The organism is Rhizobacter sp. P2_H2 (assembly GCF_056403375.1).
On the sequence record NZ_JBFUFP010000033.1, the window covers coordinates 1 to 18,217 of the forward strand.

Sequence of the window (18,217 nt, forward strand, 5' to 3'; positions counted from 1 at the left end):
TGGTCGGTCGTCGCCGCGATGCTGCCCAGGTGGTCCTTGTGCCAGTACTCCAGCTTCACCGCGGTCAGGCTGGATTGCACGGGCGGTGCAGTCTGGGTCGCGCCGAGTGTCGGCAGCGCTCCGGTAGTGACCAGCACGCCGAGGCTCTGGCCCCCTGCGCTCAGGTAGTGGCGGTTACTGGTGACGGCCGGGTTCGCCGCACTCGGGCTCGTCGGCGCATTGACCTCGCTCTCGAATGCCAAGCCGCCGGTATTGTCCGGGTGCAGGTACCACGTGGTTCGGGTGCCAGCGTTCGTGCCGCTCGGGATGGTCCGCACCTCACGGATGCGGGCATGGTCCTCGTCGTAGCTCCACACGTAGCTCGGCCCGCCTGCCGGCCCTTGCACGCCCGACTGACTGTCCGGCAGGTTGAAGCCCGTGTACGTGATCCCGCGGTACTTGCCCGCCGTCGCGCTGGCGATGTTGCCGTTCGCATCGAAACCGTAGGTGTTGGCTGCCGCGCCTTCGATGCCCTGGACCGCATGCGGCCGCACCGCATTCGCACCTTGCGCGCCGTAGCTGTACACCCCGACATCGCTCTTGTAGAGGATGCTGCCCAGCGCGTTGTATTGCAGGCTCACCGTACGAACCAAACCGCTGATCGCAGGGGCGGCCACCGTGTAGCGCTGCAGCCGGCCCAGCGCGTCGTGCTCGAAGTTCTCCGTCACCGCACCGGTGGCGCCATCGCCGTTCGCATCGTTGCGGTTCGTCAGCCGCCCCAGGCTGTCCCACACGTAGCCGTGGTTCAGCACGGTGGTCGCACCCGCCTTGCCCGACACCAGGCCGCTGGCCCGGCCGGTGAAGGCCTCGTAGGCCGAGGTGCTCACCACCGCGCTGCTGTACTTCTGCTGCTCCAGCCGGTCCCAGGCGTTGTAGGCCTGCGCCTGCCACAGCACCGTACCGGCCGGCAGCGTGACGCTCGCGCCCGGCGTGCCGCCCGGGGTCGCCGGYAGCGGGTTCACCGTCACCGCCGTCGCCAGCGACACGCTGCCSAGGAAKCCCTTSGACGTGTAGCCGTAGTTCACCGTCAGCCCGGTCGGCCAGGTCTGCGTCGCCTGCCGGCCGTTCGCGTCATAGCTCAGCGCGCTCGCAAAGCTCGGCCCGTTCGCCACCGTCGTGCGGTTGCTGACCATCCGGCCCAGGCTGTCGTACACCCACTGCTGGCTCATGTCGGTGCTGGCGCTCGTCGCGCACAGCTTGCCGATGCCCATCGYGCAGTTGTCGTAGGTCCAGGTGCTCTGGTACTCCGGCTCGCTGCGCAGCGTCATCCGGCCGAGCAYGTCGTACTGCATCGTCGTCTGCCCGCCRCGCTGCGCCTGCAGCGGGTTCTGCTGCCGCACCACCTGGCCCAGTGCGTCGTAGCGGTACTCGATCACCCCGGCATCCGGGTCGGTCAGCTTGAGCTTGTTGCCCCGCAGGTCGTAGCTGATCTGCACCGTGTTCTGCAGCGCATCCTTCGTCGCCACCAGGTTGCCGAACGCGTCGTGCTGGTGAACGATCTGCGCGCCCAACGGGTCGGTGATGCGGATCGTGCGCCCTTCGACGTTCTTCTCCTCGGTGCGCACCTGCCCGCGGTCATCGGTCGACACCACCACCAACGCGCCATACACCGAGGTCGACACTCGCGCCCTGCGGCTGCCGCGGGTGCCGAAGCTCACGCTCGGCTGGCTGCCCTGGCTGTCGGCGGTGTAGATGCGCAGCACCCGGCCCAGCGCGTCGTACTCGGTGCGCGACAAGCCCACGTCGGCACTGCCCGTGCTCGTCGACGACCCGCTGTCCAGGAAGTACGGCTGCGTCTGCAGCACCACCTGGCCCAGGTCGCCGTACTCGGTGTCGGTSRCGATCAGCCGGTTCGTGCCGCCGGGTTGCGTGGMTCCGTCGAAGGCCTCGCTCACCTGCCGCAGCGCGCGGCCCGCCCGGTCCACGTACTTGCGGGTGAACGGGCCGTTCTTGACGCCCTCGGCTCCGCTGGCATCGCGCGGCTCCACGTGCGTGAACATCATCGCGTCAGCGGGGATCTCGGCCGCGCTCGGGCTCGGGCACGTCGGACTGTTGGTCGAGGTGTCGCCCGCCGCGTTCACCCGGCCCGCGATGTAGCAGTACGCCGTGATCACACGCGTGCCGTCCGCGTGGATCTCGCGCGTCGCGCGGCCCGCATCGTCATACTCCCAACGCGTGGTCAGCCCGTTCGCGTCGGTCTTGCTCAGCACGGTGCCGAAGCGCGGGTCCACCGTCTGCGTTTCCTCCTGCTGCAACGCGTTCTTGCTGCTGCTCGGTGCCGTCCACCGGGGCACGACGGCGCTGATGCCGGCGACGGTCACCGTCTGCGCACCATAGGTCGTCGTGGCGGAGCGTGGCGCGAACAACGCATCACCGCTCGCGCCGGTGCAGTTCTGCTGCGTCGCTCCGGTGCGGTTGCCGGCATCGTCGTAGATGTACTTCTTCACCACGCACTGCTGCACGTCGCCGAGCTCGGTCGTCTCGGTGTCCACCAGGCCATCGGGCAGGTAGGTGAAGTTCTTCGTGCGGGCGTAGCTGAACGGGTCGGCCACGCCCGTCACCGGCGGCAACTGGGCTTGTGCGTGGGCGGAGCTCACCGCCACCCACACGATTGCTGCGAACAGGCTCTTCATGGTCTGGTTGATGCGCTTCACAGGCAGGTCCCCTTCACGATGGCCTTGCTCGTCGTCGCCGTGCCGAACGCGTTCTTCACGCTGAAGTTCACCGTGCGCGCSGTGCATCGGTCGTASAYCCACTGGAAGGTGCAACTCCCCGGTGACGCSGCCACGCTGCCGCCCACRGTGCAGGTGCTCGTGCCRSSCGWGSCCGCATCGCTCTGGGTCRCCGCCGTGATCGTCTGCGCCGCGCTGTACGGGTTSGCCACCGTCAGCGTGATCGTCGTGTACGTGGTCGTYGAMGTCGCSGYCGTGCTCAGGTTGAACAGCGCSCCGGGAAYGGTCTGCACCGTGCCGCTSGCSGTAGTCAACGCGTTCACCGTCGCRCCCACCGTGCTCACCGTCTGGTTGAAGYTCGTCARSSTGCCCGTGGCCAGCTGAACCGTCATGGTGCACGCCAAGCCAGGCGCCACATTGGTACAGCTGTTGCTCACCACRCTCAACACGCCMGGCAAACCAGACAAGCCCGACAGCGCCATCGGSACGTTGCCGTCGTTGCGCCACGCGATCACGTTCTGCGGCGCCGCCGAGTTCTGGTTCACCGTGCCATAGCTCAGGTTGCCGCCGACAAGCGTCGCCGCCGAGCCAGTCAACGTGCCCGATACCGTGGCCGATGCCGCACCCAAGGATCCACCAGTCGCCACCAGCGTCTGCGCACCTTGCGCGCCGATGCCGTTGCCCGTGCTCATCGACACCGTCACCACGCACGTACCGCCCGCGTCGACCGTGCAGCTGCCCGGGGCCACGCTGTACGCGCCACCGAGACCCGACATCGTCAGCGTTGCTGCCTGGTTGCCGCTGTTGGTGAAGCTCACCGTGCCGGAGGCAGCACTGCCACCCTTCGTGGCACTCAAGGCGGTCGCGCCGTTGCCGGTGACCGAGATCGCCGAGCCGAGCAGCGTGCCCGCCACCGGGGCCGACACCGCGCCGGTCGTGCCGCCGGTGGCCGTCAAGGTCTGGCCGCCTTGCGCGCCAATCCCGCCTGCCGTCGTCATCGACACCGTCACGGAGCAGGTGCCGCCCGCGGGCGCCACGCAGCTTGCCGGGCTCACCGAGTAAGGTGCACTCAGGCCCGACATCGTGAGCGTCGCCGCCAGGTTGCCGCCGTTCGTGAAGGTGACGATACCGCTACCCGYTGCACCACCCTTCTGCGCCGACAGGCCTGCCGCGCCATTGGCCGACACCGCAATCACCGATTGCAGGCCTGTGCCGCTCAGCGCGGCCGACAGCGTCCCCGCTCCGGTGCCGATGCTCACGCTGCCGCTGCGCGCTGCATTCGCCGTCGGCTGGAAGCGCACGGTGACCGTGCACGTGCCACCCACCGGCAGTGAACTGCCGCAGGTCGTCGAGACGAAGCCGAAGTCGGTACCGCCGACCGAAGAGACAGTCGGCACTGTCACGCTCAACGGGCCGACACCGGTGTTGGCGAGCGTCGACGTCAGCGTCGGCGCACTACCCACGGCCACGCTGCCGAAGTCCACAGCACTCAGGCTGCCAGACTGCGCCTGACCGGTCCCCAACAGCACGGCCGATCTCACACCCAGCTCGGTGTTGACGTTCAACCCGCCGCTGCGCGCACCGGCCGCTGCCGGCGTGAAACTCACGGTCACCGTGCACGAGGCACCGGCCGCCAGGCTCGTGCCGCAGCTCGTGCCCGAGAAACTGAACTCGCTGCCCGAGGCCGACGCCACCGCCGCTGCCGTCGGAACCGTCACGCCGATCAGCGTGCCACCGGTGTTGGTCAGTGTCGCGGTGCCGCTGCTCGTCTGCCCGACCTGCGTGGTCGGGAAGGACGGCGCGCTCACCGTGGCCGCCGGTGCCGTGCCGCGCGTGGCGGTCGCCCCCGGCGCCGTGCCGGCGCTCGCGCCGACGCTCGCCAGGCTGTTCGGTGCCGTCCGCAGCTGCGTCGCGCTTTCCACGCGACCCAGGAACCAGCGGTCATCGCCGATGTCGTCATCGCGGTACAGGTGGGTCGCCGTCTCGCTGATGACTTGTGCCACACCACCGGCCGCCGTGCCGCTGATGGTCGTCGTCACCACCTTCGGGTCGCCGGTCTCGTTGAACGAGCTCGTCACCGTCGTGACCGGCATCGCGTCGCCGTTCAACTCCTTGGCCGCCTTGATGCTCTTGTAGGGATAGGGGCGCTGCAGCCTGACGCTGGCCGGTACAAGGCAAGGCGCCGTGACGGTTGCAGCGGCCTCGGCGCTCGGCGATGCGGACTTCTCGCAATAGATGTTCGTCGCGTCGCTCAGCAACACCGGCGAGCTTGCATCCAGCGCTCCGCGCCAGGTCTTCACGCGCGCCGGCGAGCCGATGTAGGGGTGCATGTGCAGCACCTCGCTGGATTGCGAGAGGGTGCTGCCATCGGGCACCTGCCGCTGGCTGCGCACTTCGCGGAAGCTGCGTGCGCCGCGCCCGTCATGGGCGCCCTTGGCGCCGCTGTAGCGGAACTCCTCGCGCACCGTGCCGCCGCCGACGCCGCTGTCGCGCACACTGCTGGCGACGATGTAGCTCGCGTTCGTCACGTCGAACAGCGGGTACACCGCTGCGTTCGGGCCACCCCGGTCGTTGAGGTAGCGGTTGCCGAGCGCGCCGCTGGCCGGGTTGGCCATCGACACCCAGGTCAGCATCGTCTTCAGGCCCTGCGGCGAGGTCGCACCGACCAGCAGGTCCGGCGGCAGCGACGAGCCGGTCTTCACATAGAGCTGGTTGCTGCTGCCGTCGCCCGGCGATGYGGACGCCTTCAGGCGCAGGATCTCCACGTCCCCACGGCCGGTAAAGTCACCGGTCACGAAGGCGGCCGAGCTGTCGCTCTTCTGCAGCTGGTCGTTGGCCGTGACCAGGTTGAACGTGGTCGACGCGCTGTAGGTGCCGTCGCCGTTGCTGAGGTACAGCGYGTTCTTCGTCGGGTCGTCCTTCCAGCTGAGGATGTCGTCGCGGCCGTCGCGGTTCACGTCGCCGATCACGAAGCCGGCGGACGGGATGAAGTTCGCGCCGGTGCCGGTCCAGATCTGATCCCACAGGCCGGGCGATTGGTAGTTGGCGACCCTCAACAGACCTCTCGCGCCATCCGATGCTTGCAACGACCGACCGAATTTGTCCAGGCAGTCGGGGCGGCCGTCGCCATTGAGGTCCAGCCGCTGCTGGCAGCTCAAGTATGTCACCGGCATCGGGTCGAACGAGAAGTCGCCGCGCGAGCGCCACGCGCGTTGCGATACCACCAGTTCGCTGTCCGAGCCGATCATTCCGGCATCCACCAGGTCGGGCATGCCGTCGTTGTCCAGGTCAGCGATGTGCCCGGGCTGGCCCAGCGAGTACGGGCCTTCGGGCGTCGCATAGAAGTTCCAGTGCGTCGCGTTGGTGGGTTGCTCGGTGAACCCGCCCTGGCCGTCACCCTTGAAGACGCGCGTGCAGACCTTGCTCGCACAGGGATCGGACGACGGCTCGAACACGGTGGGCTGGAAGTCCAGCGTCGACGTGACGACGTCGAGCAGGCCGTCGTTGTCAAGGTCCAGCAGGTAGAACGTGTTTCCCGGCGCCCAACCCAGCCAGCCGACCTGCGCCTCGCCATGCAGGAACTTCAGGTTGTCGCGGCTGACGGCCTCGTTCAGCGTCACGCCGGTGATCGCCTTGCGCGTGAAGCTGCCGTTGCCGTTGTTCAGGTAGAGATCGCTGGTGCCGGAACACGCGGAGTTCGACACCAGGTTCGTCGAGTTGCCGCCTCTGAATCGCAGCAGGTCCGGCAACCCGTCGCCATTGAAATCGGCCACGCGCGTGCTGTAGCAACCGCTGCTGTCGAAGAGCTTCTGGTCGCTGCCGGTGATGTTGAAGCCGGCCATCTGCCGGAACGTGCCGTCGCCGTTGCTGAGATGGAGCTGGTTCTCGGCCGGGTTGTCGGACCAGCGGATGATGTCGGTTCTGCCGTCGCCGTCGAAATCGGCGGTGATGACGCCGTAGTTCGAGAAGCGCAGGTTGTCGCGCAGCACCACCGTGCTCTGCATCGTCAGGGTTGCCAGGCTGCTGGCCGCGAACGCGGCGTTGCGCTGGTACGCGTCGCTGCCGTCGGCGGCGTAGTCGAAAGTCTCCGGCGGGAAGCACGACGACTCGGCCGCCCCGATGCATTCGGTCAGCCGCGTCAGCCGGCTGCGGTTGGTCACCGCGCCGCTGTCGTAGGCGAGCCGCAGGGTCTTCACCTTCAGCGGCGTGGTGTTCACGTTCACGAAGCTCTGCACCTGCGCGAGCCGCTGCAGGTTCAGCAGCTTGCTGCCGGCCACGTAGGCTTCACGCCGCGCCTGCGGCTTGCCGGTGGGGGCGAGCGCCGGCAGGTCGTCGTAGCTGAACACCACCTTGTTGCCCGGCGCCTGCGTCGGCGTGCCGGTGTAGCGGATCTCGCGCAGGCTCCAGTCGTGCCCCGCGATCGGCGTGCCGGCCACCGTGCCGCTGCCCCAGGCCAGCCCGTCGCGCTGCTGGTACTGGTAGTCGATGTAGTTGCCTCGCCGGTCGCTCACCCGGCTCACCAGCCAGGTGGTGGTGACGCCGGTGCCTTGGGCCGTCACGGCCRCATCGGCCGTCGAGTTGCTGTTGTTGCCGTACTCGTAGACCCGGCCGTCCTTGGTCCACACCTTGAAGTACGCCGGCGCATTGCCACCCGATCCATAGGCCCGGATGCGCGCGAACGAATCGCGCTCGGTGCGGAACTCGCGCAGCAGGCCGCTGCCTCCTGCGCTGTCGTCGGTCTGCGGGAACGCCATCGGCACGCCCGTCGCACTCGTCTGGATCAGCCGCTGGCCGTCCAGGCACAGCTTGTCGGCCGCCGTGTTGTCGACGCCGCGAATGCGGCCGTCGGTCGCGAGGTTCGCGCCGCAGCGCGCGATCGACGAGACGCCGGTCAGCGACCAGCCGTGGCCCACCGGGCCGTTGCCGTCACCGCCATACGCCAGCGCGATCGTGGGCACCATGCCGGCAATGCCCGGCGGCACCGCGATCGGATGCTGATAGCCCGGCTGGCCGTCCTGACCGACCGAGAGTTGAGCCCAGGCCGGCAGAGAAAGAGCGACCAGCGCCAGCGCGCCCACGCACGACACCACCAAGCCACGGACACGCCGCGACGCACAGATCAGTTCCAAGAGAGTCCTCCAGCGCACGGTCGTCGACCGTGCATCCAATGACAACGAGGGAGAGGTGTGTCGCCTTCGGCCCTGTGGGGCACTGGCAACCCGCGCGGCAGTGGTCTGCCGCTGCGGTGTGCGCAGTCTACCGATGCGCGTCCGATTTTTTCATCGCGCCCACGCGGATTTCATCAACCTTGAGGAGGTCCATTCGTACCGCGCTACGGCTGCCCCAGGAAGAAATACGCCGCCCGGTTCCCCGAATCCGCCACCCCCAGCGCGAGGTACACCGGCCCGACCAGCGTGTCCAGCGCGAGGTACAGCGCCCCCCCGCGGCGCAGCCGGTCCTTGTCGGCGCCGAACACCGAGTCGCCGATGCGCCCGGCCTCGAGCGACGCGCCGACGACGATGCCGTCCAGCAGCCCCGGCCCGGCCAGCCGGTAGTTGTAGGCCACGCGCCCGAAGCGCATCTCGGTGCCGAGCAGTTGCCCGGTGCGGTAGCCCGACAGCTGCAGGAAGCCGCCCAGGCTGAACAGCTCGTACGACGGCAGCGGCCCCTGCTTCAGATTGCCGCCGGCCTTCAGCGCGCCGCGCAGCGCATGCGGCCCCCATGAATGCGCGCCCTGCAGGTTGGCTGACGCCCGCGTGTAGTCGTCCTGCGCGCCCAGCCGCGCGCGCGAGAAGTACACCCGCGCATCGCCCGCCCAGCCGTTGCGCGGGAAGCGCAGGCTGTCGAGCTGGTCGAAGCGCACGCGCGCGAGCACGCCGCCGGTGTCGGTGCGCTGGATCAGGTCCTCGGCGCGGATGAACGTGGTGTCATCGGTGAACTTCACGCTGCCGCGCACCAATCCCAGCCGCGCCTCGCCCGCGCTGCCGAGCGGCAGCCCCAGGTCGATGCCGGCCTCGGCCGATTCGCGCCGGAAGCGCGCGACCCGCAGCCCGCTGTCGCGGTCGTAGAGGTCGAACGGCTCGTCCTGCAGCTCGATGCGTGGCGCGACGAACACGCGCTGGCGCTCGGTCAGCGGCTGGTACCACTCGCTCGCGAGCCGGTCGGTTCGGCCGATCTGCAGGTCGTTGCGCCATTCGGCACCGAGCGCGTTCAGCCAGGTCCAGCGGTGGCTCGCGTACAGGTTGAAGAAGGAGTTGCCCTCGAAGTCGGACGACAGCCCGAGCCCGAGCCGCAGGTAGTTCGGGCCCCACGATTTCTCGCTCACCTCGGCCAGCAGCACGCGGCCGCTGCCGGGCTCGTCGCTCAGCGTGTAGTTCACCGCCTCGAAATCTCCGCGCGCGTAGATGCGCTTGATGTCGCGGTCCATGCGCTGCGCATCGAGCGGCGCGCCGGCGCGCGTCTCCATCGCCGCGAGCACCACCTCGGGGTTGACGACGCGCGTGCCGACCACGCGCACCTCGTCGATCGGCGCGGCCGTGTCGCCCGGCGATGCGAAGCGCGAGGCCATCAGCGCCGCATAGGTCCCGGCCGGCAGCCCGTACGGCGCGAGCTGCGAGGCCACCGCCTGCGCGGCCCGCTCGCCGCGGCGCGCCGCCTCGGCCAGCTGCTCGAAGGCCGACGAGCTGATCTCGTCCAGCTCCGGCGTGATCAGCACGTCGCCCGGCTTCAGTTCGGCCAGCGACTGCTGCACGTTCGCGCCGATCAGGATGCGCAGCATCTGGTCCGACACCGACACCACCGAGGTGATCTGCTCGCGCCGCAGCAACGGTGTACCGATGTTCACCGCGATCACGACATCGGCGCCGAGCCGCCGCGCGACGTCCACCGGCAGGTTGCGCTTGAGCCCGCCGTCGACCAGCAGGCGGCCGTCGATCTCGACCGGGTTCACCGCGCCGGGGATCGCCATGCTCGCGCGCGCCGCCAGCGCGAGCTGGCCGTGCGACAGCACCACCATCTCGGCGCTGGCGAGGTCGGTCGCGACCGCGCGGAACGGGATCGGCAGCCGGTCGAAATCGGTCGTGGCCTGGCGGCGCGTCAGCCGGCGCAGCACCACCTCGAGCGAGACGCCGGCCACCGCGCCCTTCGGCAGCGAGAGACCGTGCGGGCCGAGGCCGAACTCCGGGCCGATGAAGTTGGTGGCGTCGTCGAGCTTGCGGCGCAGCGGCACCTCGTCGCGGTCGATGTCGCGGAACAGCACCGCGGTGTTCAGCGCCGCCATCTCGCGCTCGATCTCCGACAGCGGCAGCCCGCTCGCGTAAGCCGAGCCGACGATCGCGCCGGCGCTGGTGCCGACGATCACGTCGACCGGCACATGCAGCGCCTCCAGCACCTTCAGCACGCCGATGTGCGCGCCGCCACGGGCACCGCCGCCGGACAGCACCAGGCCGATGCGCGGGCGCTGCGTGGTGGGAGCGGGCGTGGTGAGGGGCTCGGCCGCTGCTGCCTGCTGCGTGATCGCCGCCCCGAGCAGGCTGGCGATCAGGCAGAGGCCTGCGGCCCGCATCGCCGTCAGGGCCTGGAGGCTGCCGCTGGTGCGGTCGATGCGGCAGGCTGGGCCGGCACCGGCACGATCACGCCCGGCGCGAGCGAGATCTCGTCCTGCACGCGCACGCCGGTGATGTAGTAGCGGGTCTCGCCGAAGCAGCTGCCCGGCAAGCCGACCTTCTGCTCGTAGTGCAGCGCGACGCGCTTGCCCATCACGAGGTTGACCTTGTCGGCGGTGGCCTCGTCCCAGATCGTGAAGCGGAATTTCTCGGGCGTGCTGCCGGGCAGCGACACCAGGGCCAGCTCGCCTTCCCAGGTCTTGCAGACCCAGCCCTTGCGCGACAGCTGCTGCACCCAGCCGGCGCGCTCGCCGTCGGAGTAGCTCCATTTCACCGCGAGGAAGAAATACAGCACCACCAGGGCCACCAGGACCAGGGGCACCAGCAACCATTTCATCGCGCGCATCAGGCTTCCTCCGGAGAACAGGGCTGGCCGCGCGTCGACACGCGCGGCTCGTTGTGCTGCGCGGGGAGTCTACCGTGGCCGCTGCCCGGAACTCGGCGGTGGAAGGGTTCGGGTCACCGGGTTCTCCGGCTCACGAGACGACTTGCGCCAGCTCGATCAGGTTGCCGAAGGGGTCGGCGATGAAAGCCAGCTTGCGGCCGATGACCGGCAGCTCGAAAGGCTCGGTGACGATGTGGACCTCGCGGCGGCGCAGCTCGGCCACGGTGGCCTCCATGTCGGCGACGTTGAGGCAGAAGTGATGGAAGCCGGCCAGGCGCAGGCTGTCGCCGAGGTCGCTGTAGACGGGTTTGGGAATCGGCCGCGGCTGGCCGTCGCCGAGGATCTCGACGAAGAAGTCGTTGTCGGTCGCCGGGGCCAGGTAGGCGAGCCGCTGGTCGGCATACGGCCACTGGTGCACGACGCGGAAGTCGAGCTTCTCGGTGTACCAGCGGACCGCGACGTCGAAGTCGGGCACGCGCACGGCGACGTGGTGGCCCTTCATCGAGGCGAACGGGCTGGCCGGGCGGGTGGCGGGGATGTTGACGGTGGGCATGGTGGGGTCCTCGTTGTCCGGGGTGATGAAAACTGCGATGACCGAAGCGTAGGTTTGCGCCCCGGCAAAGAGAATCGACACCACCGGGGTGCACTCTGAACCTCCATTTCATAATCGCGCGCCATCCACGGAGAGAACCCGATGAACCAGGAGCCGGTTGCGAGAGACAGCAAGCCGCCGATCAGCCTGCCCGGCCTGATCGCGTTCGAGAGCGTGGCCCGGCACATGAACTTCACGCGCGCCGCCGCCGAGATGGAGGTGACGCCGACGGCGATCTCGCGCACCGTGAAGCAGCTGGAGGCCTCGCTCGGCATCCGCCTGTTCAACCGCACCACGCGCAGCGTCGGCCTGACCGAAGCGGGCGCGCAACTGCTGGGCACGCTGGCACCGGCGCTCGAGCAGATCCGGCGCTCGGTGCAGGAGGTGGGCGATGTGTCGAGCGGCCCGCACGGGCTGCTGCGCATCAACACCTCGTACGTGGCCTACGCGTCACTGATCGAGCCGCACCTGCAACCGTTCATGGAGCGCTTCCCAGAGATCACGCTGGAGATGACCGTCGACAACGGGCTGAGCGACATCATCACGGGCGGGTTCGACGCCGGCATCCGCCTGGGGCACGCGCTGCAGAAGGACATGATCGGCGTGCCGATCGGGCCGTTGCAGCGGCTGCTGGTCGTCGGCTCGCCGGCCTACCTGAAGGCGCGCGGCAAGCCGGCGACGCCGGAAGACCTGCTGCAGCACGACTGCATTCGCCAGCGCATCGGCAACCGCAGCCAGTTCTTCGCGTGGCGCTTCGGCAGCGGCAGCAAGGCCGCGACGATCGAGGTGCAGGGCCGCCTGGTATTCAGCGAGATGCGCTGCACGCTGGACGCCGCGGCGCAGGGCCACGGGCTCGCGTTGGCCTTCGAGCAGTTCGCGCGGCCCGCACTGCAGGCCGGCCGGGTGGTGCCGGTGCTCGAGAAGTTCACGCGCCCCGGCGAGGCCTTCTACCTGTACTACCCGAACCGCGGGCAGATGCCGGGCAAGCTGCGGGCGCTGATCCAGTTCATGCAGGCGGTGGACTGGAGCGCAGCGCCCTGACGCAGGGCGGCATCAAGCCGACTTCAGCTGCGCGGTGTCGATCGGAAACGTGCGCAACCGCTTGCCGGTGGCCGCGTACACCGCATTGAACACCGAGGCCGCGACGACCGCCGTGCCGATCTCGCCGACGCCCACCGGCGGCTGCTCGCTCGGCACGATGTGCACCTGCACTTGCGGCACCTCGCTGATGCGCAGCGGCGGGTAGTCGTGGAAGTTGCTCTGCAGCACGCGGCCGCGCTCGAAGGTGATGCTGCCGTACAGCACCGCGGTGAGGCCGAACAGCAGGCCGCCCTGGACCTGCGCCTCCACGCCATCCGGGTTGACCGGCAGGCCGCAGTTCACCGCGCAGACCATCCGGTCGACCTTGATGCTGCCGTCCTTCGCGACGGTGAGGTCGGTGACCAGCGCGGCATGCCCACCGAAGGCCTCGGCCACGCAGACGCCACGGCCCCGGCCCACCCCCACGGATTCGCCCCACCCGGCCCGGGTGGCGGCCAGCCGCAACGCAGCGAGTGCATTCGGGTTGCGGCCCAGCATGCGCTCGCGAAAGCGCACCGGATCGACCTGGGCCAAGGCAGCCACCTCGTCGATGAACGATTCGACGACGAACACATGGTGCGTGGGCCCGACGCCGCGCCAGTTGCCGGTCAGCAGACCCTTCGGCGGCTCATGGCGCACGTACTCGACGTACTTGTTCGGGATGTCGTACGAGGAGCCCGCCATGTCGACCGCGTCGGCATCGAGCCCGTTGGCGACCCACTGCGGCGCATAGCGGCCGATCACCGACGAGCCGGCGGTGCGGTGGCTGAAGGCCACCAGCTCGCCGCGCTCGTTCAACGCGGCCGACATCTCGTCGCGGAAGTACGGCTTGTAGGCGTCGTGCTGGATGTCTTCTTCGCGGCTGAAGACGAACTTCACCGGGTAGCTCACATGCCGAGCCAGTTGCGCCGCGGTCACGATGTAGTCGACGTCGAGCTTGCGGCCGAAGCCACCGCCCAGCAGGAAGTTGTGCACCGTCACCTGCTCGGGCGTCAGGCCCAGCGCCTCGGCGACCATCGCCTGCGCGCGGGCGGGCGCCTGCGTGCCGGCCCAGATCTCGCAGCGGCCCGGGGTCACGTGGATCGTGCAGTTGAGCGGCTCCATCGCGGCGTGCGCCAGCGGCGGCACCTCGTAGACGGCGCTCAGGCGTTGCGCGCCGCCGGCAAGCGCCTGGTCGACATCGCCCTCGCGCGTGGTGACCAGGCCGGTGCCTTTCAGCGCCTGCGCCAGCTGCTCGCCCCACAGCTTGCTCGAGAAGTCGGCCGACGGACCTTCGTCCCACTGCACGTCCAGTGCGGCCAGCCCCTTCTTCGCCGCGCCCTGGTGGTCGGCGATGACGGCCACCGCGGTCTCTGAACTGACGACCGCACGCACGCCGTTCACCGCCCTCGCCTTGCGATCGTCCACCGATCGAAAGCGGCCGCCGATCACCGGGCAGTTGGCGACCGCTGCGAACTTCATGCCCTTCACCTGCGCATCGATGCCGAACACCGCGGTGCCGTTGACCTTCGACGGCGTGTCCAGGCGGTGCACCGGTCGGCCGACGAGGCGGAAGTCGGCCGGCGATTTCAATGGCGCATCCTTCGGCACCGGCAGCGTCGCCGCCTTGGCGGCCAGTGCGCCGTAGCGCAGCTGGCGGCCGGTGGGCACATGCCGGATCGCGCCGTTTGCTGCAACGCACTCGCCTTCGGCCACTCGCCAAGTCTGCGCGGCCGCGCTGCGCAGCATGGCCTTGGCGGTGGCGCCGGTCTGGCGCAGCACCTTCCAGGCAGCGGGCATCGAGCCCGACCCGCCGGTCACCTGGATGCCGTACAGCGGGTGGCCGTAGCGCTTCTCGTCCGGCGGCGCCTGTTCGAGCCTGACCTTCGCCAGATCGACCTCCAGCTCCTCGGCGATCAACATCGGCACCGAGGTGAACGTGCCCTGCCCCATCTCGACCAGCGCGACGACGATCGTCACGCTGTCGTCAGCGCCGATGCGCACGTAGGCGTTGGGCGCGAACACCGTGGGCGTGCTCCTTGCCGCGGCCGCATTCGCGTCGGGCAGGTGGAACGAGAGCACCAGCGCACCGCCGGCCGCCGAGGCAGACGCGAGGAAGGAACGGCGCGACAGCGTGGCGCCCACGGTGGGGAGGGAATTCGAATCGTGCATGTCAGGCTTTCGGTGCGGCGAGTTCACGGGCGGCTTGCTTGATCGCCTCGCGGATTCGCACGTAGGTGCCGCAGCGGCAGACGTTGCCCGACATCGCGGCGTCGATGTCGGCATCGGTGGGCGCCGGGTTGTCGCGCAGCAGCGCGGTGGCCGCCATGATCTGGCCGGACTGGCAGTAGCCGCACTGCGGCACTTCCTTGATCGTCCAGACCTTCTGCACCTGGCGGCCCACGGGGGTCTGCGCAATGGCCTCGATCGTCGAGATGCGGCGGCGGCCGATCGATTCGACCGGCGTCACGCAAGAGCGGATCGGCTGGCCGTCGAGGTGCACCGTGCAGGCGCCGCACAAGGCCATGCCGCAGCCGAACTTGGTGCCGGTCATGCCGAGCACGTCACGAATGACCCACAGCAGCGGCGTGTCGGGATCGACATCCACCTGGCGCGGCGTGCCGTTGATGCTGAGCGTGGTTTTCATCGGGGATCCTTGTGCTTCATTTCGTCGCGAGAATCCAGGCGGCGATCGCGTCCAGGTCGGCCGGCGGCACCTGGGCCTGCGCCGGCATCGGGATGGCGCCCCACTTGCCCGAGCCGCCGGCCTTGATGCGAGCGGCCAGCTGCTTCGCATCGACGCTGCCGTCGGCGTACTTCGCCGCGATGTCCTTGAACGACGGGCCGACCAGCTTCTTGTCGACCTGGTGGCAGGCGGTGCAGGCGTACTTGCGGGCCAGGGCTTCGCTGGCCGAGGCGGGTGCGGCGAGTGCAACGCCGATGGCGGCCAGGGTGGCGGCGCGGATGAAGGAAGACATCGGGGACCTTTCGCGAGGGGTGGGGTGCATGGCTGGGGCCGATCGGGGCGCAGTCTAGGGACGCGTCTCCTCGTCGGGTAGCGCTGTGCGCGCGATGGCGTGTGAACCGGATGTCGATAGTCAGCGCGCGGTGCGACGGGTAGCGTCGCGGCAATCGTCGACGGACGCGCTGACAGAGGCCTCGGCAGGGCGCCGAAGCCATTCGGCCGGCCGTGGGTGGCCGGCCGGGGAACGCGTGCGATCAGCGCGCCAACTTGGCCGCGATCTCGGCCACGTGGCGGCCCTGGAAGCGCGCGCCTTCGAGCTCGTTGGCCGAGGGCTGGCGCGAGCCGTCGCCGGCGGCGATCGTCGTCGCGCCGTACGGGCTGCCGCCGGTCACTTCGTCGAGCTTCATCTGGCCTTGCCAGGCGTACGGCAGGCCGACGATCACCATGCCCTGGTGCAGCAGCACGGTGTGCGTGCTGAGGATGGTGCTCTCCTGGCCGCCGTGCTGCGTGGCCGTGCTGGCGAACACCGAGCCGACCTTGCCGATCAGCTTGCCGGCGAACCACAGCGGGCCGGTCTGGTCGAGGAAGTTCTTCATCTGCGCGGCCATGTTGCCGAAGCGGGTCGGCACGCCGAAGATGATCGCGTCGTAGTTCGGCAGCTCGTCGACGGTCGCGATCGGCGCGGCCTGGTCGAGCTTGAAGTGCGAGGCCTTCGCGACGGCCTCGGGCACGATTTCCGGCACGCGCTTGATGTCGACCGTGGCACCGGTGCCGCGCGCACCTTCGGCGACGGCCTGGGCCATCGTCTCGATGTGGCCGTAGCTGCTGTAGTAGAGGACGAGAACCTTGGCTGCCATGTCTGCTCCTGGTTGGTGGGCTGAGCGCATTCTGGGCGCCGGCAGCCGGCGCGGATTGCACGGGAGCGAACGCAGGCTTCAAAACAGCTGAACAGTCGGGGCGTGCCGTCCTACACCACCACGCGCGCTTCCTCCCGGATGGGCGGCTCCCTGTCCTGGGCTGATGCAGAGACAGGAAGCGCAGCATCGACGCCAGGTGAACGGCAGTCTCGCGTTCACGCTCGCCAAGCAGACCGCGTGCCCTTGGGTCGTGAGTGCGCTGCCCCACCGACAGCAGCACCCGACCGTGCCACAAGGCTTCTTCGATGMAAGACCCTCAACGCGGCCATCCCGCAGGGACACCCTCATGAATCAGCTTTTCCGCCTCATCACTTCGCGGACAGCGTTGGCCTTCGCGTTGCTGCCGGCTTTCGTCGCCGGCTGCGGCGGCTCGGCCGATCCGATCCTCGGCAGTCCGGGCGTCGGTGTCGTCCCGCTGACGGACAGCACCCGCCCGACGGTGGTCCTCACCACGCCTGCGCCGGGCGACGCCGGCGCGCCGACCAACACCAAGATCACGGCAAGCTTCAGCGAGGCCATGGCACCCGCGACCGTCTCGGACACGAGCTTCCTCGTGACGAACACGACGACCGGCTCCGCCGTCACCGGAACCGTGAGCTACTCGGCCTCGGCGAAGACGGCCACCTTCACGCCCACGGGCGGCCTGCTCGCCGCCAACGCCCAATTCAYGGCGACCGTCATGACAACGGCCACCGACCTGGCCGGCAACGCCCTGGCCGGCAACGCCGCGGTGCTGCCGGCTGCGGGCATTCACACCTGGAACTTCGCGACCGGCGCCGCCGGCGACCTCACGGCGCCAACCCTGGCGAACCTCAGCCCGCCCGATGCAAGCACCGGCGTGTGCCTGACCAAATCCGCAAGCGCGACGTTCAGCGAACCGATGGATCCCGCGACGATCGACACGACGACCTTTGTCGTGACCGACAGCGGCGCAGCGGTCCCGGGCATCGTGACCTACGACGCGTCGAGCAGGGTGGCCAGCTTCGCGCCGTCGAATGCGGCCGGCTTTGCGCCCGGCAAGTCGTTCGTCGTCACGGTGAAATCTGGAAACCTGGGCGTCAAGGACCTGGCCGGCAATGCGCTCGCCAGTGACGGTGTGTGGAGCTTCACCACCGGAACGCAGGCGTGCGTCGCCGGCATCAACCTGCGCTCCGCAGCATCGTTCGGTGCGTTCGGTGGGGGTGCCGGGGTCACGAACCAGGGCATCAACACGGTCGTCGGTGGCAACCTCGGAACCACCGCGGCGTGCACGCTGGTGACCGGCTTCCATGACGCGGGGAACGTCTACACGCAAACGCCGTTGAACATCGGCTCGGTCAACGGCAGCATCAACTGTGCCCCGCCTGCGCCGGGTACGTCGTCGTCGATGGCGATTGCGACGCAAGCCCTGGCAGACGCCCAGGCCGCGTACAACGAGCTTGCGGCCCTGCCTCCTGGCAGCGATCCCGCTGCAGGCCAGTTGGGCGGGCTGGTGCTGCCCGCGGCCGTCTACACCGCCGCGGGCGGAACCTTCGCCGTCACGACCGCAGACCTGACCCTGGACGCGCAGGGCGACACCAACGCCGTGTGGGTGTTTCAGAGTGCCTCCGCGCTGACCGTGGGCCTGGCAGCGACGCCGCGCCGTGTGTTGCTGATCAATGGCGCACAGGCCGGCAACGTCTACTGGCAGGTGGGCAGCGCAGCACGCATCGAGGATGGCAGCACGATGGTGGGCACGATCATCGCGCCCGCCGGCGTCACGGTCTCGACGGCCGGTCAGACCATCCAGACGACCCTCACGGGGCGTGCGATCGGGCTCACCGCGTCGGTGACCCTGGTCAACACCACGATCGTCGCCCCATGACCGCCCTCACGACAACCCGACTCTGTGGCAAGGCCAGGAACAGCAAGATGAACAAGACCCATGCACTGCACGTGATCGGCC

Annotated in this window: 10 protein-coding genes and 1 pseudogene; 2 read left to right on the forward strand and 9 right to left on the reverse strand. The window is 69.2% G+C overall.

The annotated features are described in order from the left end of the window. The 5 genes and pseudogenes from AC1D15_RS04570 to AC1D15_RS04590 all read right to left on the reverse strand — a co-directional run. Positions 1 to 2,693: pseudogene (locus tag AC1D15_RS04570) on the reverse strand (hypothetical protein); the annotation flags it as partial. After that, complete coding sequence (locus AC1D15_RS04575; RefSeq protein ID WP_477825080.1) at positions 2,690 to 7,840, reverse strand: choice-of-anchor D domain-containing protein; 5,151 nt, start codon at positions 7,838 to 7,840, stop codon at positions 2,690 to 2,692. The gene AC1D15_RS04575 and the pseudogene AC1D15_RS04570, both read right to left, overlap by 4 nt. A gap of 203 nt (positions 7,841 to 8,043) precedes the next feature. Next, positions 8,044 to 10,275, reverse strand: coding sequence for a patatin-like phospholipase family protein (locus AC1D15_RS04580; protein ID WP_477825081.1), 2,232 nt, complete (start codon positions 10,273 to 10,275; stop codon positions 8,044 to 8,046). Positions 10,276 to 10,280: 5 nt separating this feature from the next. Then, complete coding sequence (locus AC1D15_RS04585; RefSeq protein ID WP_197066764.1) at positions 10,281 to 10,721, reverse strand: hypothetical protein; 441 nt, start codon at positions 10,719 to 10,721, stop codon at positions 10,281 to 10,283. A 130-nt stretch (positions 10,722 to 10,851) separates the two neighbouring features. Further along, complete coding sequence (locus AC1D15_RS04590) at positions 10,852 to 11,313, reverse strand: VOC family protein (protein WP_465111301.1); 462 nt, start codon at positions 11,311 to 11,313, stop codon at positions 10,852 to 10,854. A gap of 141 nt (positions 11,314 to 11,454) precedes the next feature. Here AC1D15_RS04590 and AC1D15_RS04595 point away from each other — a divergent pair, with 141 nt between their 5' ends. Next, complete coding sequence (locus AC1D15_RS04595; RefSeq protein ID WP_465111300.1) at positions 11,455 to 12,393, forward strand: LysR family transcriptional regulator; 939 nt, start codon at positions 11,455 to 11,457, stop codon at positions 12,391 to 12,393. 12 nt (positions 12,394 to 12,405) lie between these two features. Here AC1D15_RS04595 and AC1D15_RS04600 read toward each other — a convergent pair whose 3' ends face one another. The 4 genes from AC1D15_RS04600 to wrbA form a co-directional block, all read right to left on the reverse strand. Then, on the reverse strand, positions 12,406 to 14,583 hold the full coding sequence (locus tag AC1D15_RS04600; RefSeq protein ID WP_477825082.1) for a xanthine dehydrogenase family protein molybdopterin-binding subunit: 2,178 nt from the start codon (positions 14,581 to 14,583) through the stop codon (positions 12,406 to 12,408). A gap of 1 nt (position 14,584) precedes the next feature. Continuing rightward, positions 14,585 to 15,058, reverse strand: a complete 474-nt coding sequence (locus tag AC1D15_RS04605) for a (2Fe-2S)-binding protein (protein ID WP_465111298.1) — start codon at positions 15,056 to 15,058, stop codon at positions 14,585 to 14,587. Between the two features lie 16 nt (positions 15,059 to 15,074). Then, entirely contained in the window at positions 15,075 to 15,389 is a 315-nt protein-coding gene (locus AC1D15_RS04610) for a c-type cytochrome (protein ID WP_477825083.1), read from the reverse strand. A gap of 241 nt (positions 15,390 to 15,630) precedes the next feature. Continuing rightward, positions 15,631 to 16,233, reverse strand: coding sequence for an NAD(P)H:quinone oxidoreductase (gene wrbA, locus AC1D15_RS04615; protein ID WP_477825084.1), 603 nt, complete (start codon positions 16,231 to 16,233; stop codon positions 15,631 to 15,633). A gap of 346 nt (positions 16,234 to 16,579) precedes the next feature. On the opposite strand from wrbA, the gene AC1D15_RS04620 reads away from it, so the two are divergent. Then, positions 16,580 to 18,136 carry an ice-binding family protein gene (locus AC1D15_RS04620; RefSeq protein ID WP_477825085.1) on the forward strand — a complete coding sequence of 519 codons (1,557 nt, stop codon included), beginning with the start codon at positions 16,580 to 16,582 and terminating at the stop codon, positions 18,134 to 18,136. Positions 18,137 to 18,217: the final 81 nt, after the last annotated feature.

Bases quoted from the DNA above. Each gene is read 5' to 3' on its own strand.
- AC1D15_RS04595 (WP_465111300.1), top strand. From the start codon at position 11,455: ATGAACCAGGAGCCGGTTGCGAGAGACAGCAAGCCGCCGATCAGCCTG.
- AC1D15_RS04590 (WP_465111301.1), bottom strand. From the start codon at position 11,313: ATGCCCACCGTCAACATCCCCGCCACCCGCCCGGCCAGCCCGTTCGCC.
- wrbA (WP_477825084.1), bottom strand. From the start codon at position 16,233: ATGGCAGCCAAGGTTCTCGTCCTCTACTACAGCAGCTACGGCCACATC.
- AC1D15_RS04605 (WP_465111298.1), bottom strand. From the start codon at position 15,058: ATGAAAACCACGCTCAGCATCAACGGCACGCCGCGCCAGGTGGATGTC.
- AC1D15_RS04610 (WP_477825083.1), bottom strand. From the start codon at position 15,389: ATGTCTTCCTTCATCCGCGCCGCCACCCTGGCCGCCATCGGCGTTGCA.
- AC1D15_RS04580 (WP_477825081.1), bottom strand. From the start codon at position 10,275: ATGCGGGCCGCAGGCCTCTGCCTGATCGCCAGCCTGCTCGGGGCGGCG.
- AC1D15_RS04600 (WP_477825082.1), bottom strand. From the start codon at position 14,583: ATGCACGATTCGAATTCCCTCCCCACCGTGGGCGCCACGCTGTCGCGC.
- AC1D15_RS04585 (WP_197066764.1), bottom strand. From the start codon at position 10,721: ATGCGCGCGATGAAATGGTTGCTGGTGCCCCTGGTCCTGGTGGCCCTG.